This is a genomic window from Lactiplantibacillus sp. 30.2.29 (genome assembly GCF_018991255.1).
GTDB lineage: Bacteria > Bacillota > Bacilli > Lactobacillales > Lactobacillaceae > Lactiplantibacillus > Lactiplantibacillus pentosus.
The window spans coordinates 1-1653 of the sequence record NZ_JAGYGU010000084.1; the positions used below are offsets into that span (position 1 = coordinate 1).

Below are 1653 nucleotides of genomic sequence, written 5' to 3' on the forward strand. Positions count from 1 at the left end.
AAAGAAGTGTTAATCATATCAGACTAGTTTAAGCCTTATCAGCCGGGAATGAGTGATGTTGATATTGCCGAAGTACGTGATTAAGCCGGCCAAAGCCATTACGTTAATTATTTAATAAATTGTTTATTTATTTGTATGCTAATGATATAATTAAGCTAGATGAAGGAGGTATCAAGATGAAGATTATTACTTTTACTGCTATCAAGGGTGGTGTTGGTAAAACAACCTTGACTTTAAATTATGGTGATTGGTTAGCCAAACATGGTAAGAAGGTTCTATTAATCGATTTAGACCATCAGTGCAATTTAACAACCGTTTTTGAAAAGACACGACGAAACAATACCATCGCTGAAGCGTTTAAAGAAAATGACAATGCTCAAAAAGTAAAAATTGACAGTGTCGGACCGAATCTAGATTTAATAGCCGGTTTTATAGACCTAGATGTTTTAGGAAGTTATCTAGAAAATAACAGTAACAAAGAAATGATGTTGTTCATGTGGTTTAAAAACAACTCCGATTCATTAAGCTTAACCGACTATGACTATATCTTAATTGATACGCACCCAGATTTTAGCACCATCACTAAAAACGCTATTGCTATCAGTAATTACCTGCTTAGTCCCATTACACCCAGTGAACATGGCTACAATGCTAAGTTTGACCTAGAAACACGACTCGAAAAATTCAGAAAATCACTTTTTGATTATCGAACTGGCGAAACTTACGTTGACGCAAAGCTTTTCTTTATCGGTAATATGATTAGACATAATACAAGCATGTCTCGCGATTTGCTAAAACACATAGAAGGCGATGAAACAGTCGCAACTATAATTCCTGAAAGAGAGCTCTTTAATAAAGCTACTGCAAGGCACGCTTCAATATTTGAATTAGCCAATCATGATGAATCCATTTTAAAGCAAAATCAAAAGTTCATAGAACACGCCGATCATCTTTTTCAAGAATTAGCAAATAAAACCAAGTAAGGAGAGTTAGATTATGAGTTTAGATTCATTCAATCATAAAAAAGACGAAGAAATGAGAGAAAGTTACGAAACTACATTGAAAGACAACAAGAAAGATGCAGTCGCATTTTTGAAAAATATCAGCCGAAAGGAAGTAGAGCGTAAGCGATCAGTGACCTTCTCAATTACTGAAAGTCAACTTAAAAAAATGGATACGGCTGCCCGAAAAAACGGATTTAAAAATCGTTCAGAATTCTTAGCTTCAATCATAGATGCAATTTAGCAATTAAATAAATAATTAATCAAACAAGTAAATACACAATTTATTTTCTTGATTAATTTGCGCTTAGGTAAAAGCTAGTAAAGTGCACTGAACCAAATACGGTTGCCTGTAAGTAAGCGCTATGCTAGACTAAGATTAATTTAACAACCAAATAAAGAGATCAAGCTAAACAGAAAAATCCCCGATTCACGAGGAATCGGGGATTTTAGGTTTAGCAAGTAGCTAATAGAGAGCTACTTAGATTCAGACAATTTAGACCGCCAAGTTAAAATCGTCTGAACATTGTTCTTAATTTGTAGGTTAATTATACCGCAAACCAGTCCTATGGGACAAGTGAAGGATAGTTAAAAACAAATTAAATCCAATGGACTAAGTAGCTAACCAATGCTATTTAGTCCATTTTTGTTG

At 34.1% G+C, this 1653-nt stretch carries 2 protein-coding genes; both read left to right on the forward strand.

Annotated features, from left to right (window positions below):
- The first annotated feature begins 176 nt into the window (after positions 1–176).
- Positions 177–983, forward strand: coding sequence for a ParA family protein (locus tag KGF65_RS16555; RefSeq protein WP_010010267.1), 807 nt, complete (start codon positions 177–179; stop codon positions 981–983).
- Between the two features lie 13 nt (positions 984–996).
- Positions 997–1245, forward strand: a complete 249-nt coding sequence (locus KGF65_RS16560) for a ribbon-helix-helix domain-containing protein (protein WP_002825834.1) — start codon at positions 997–999, stop codon at positions 1243–1245.
- Positions 1246–1653: the final 408 nt, after the last annotated feature.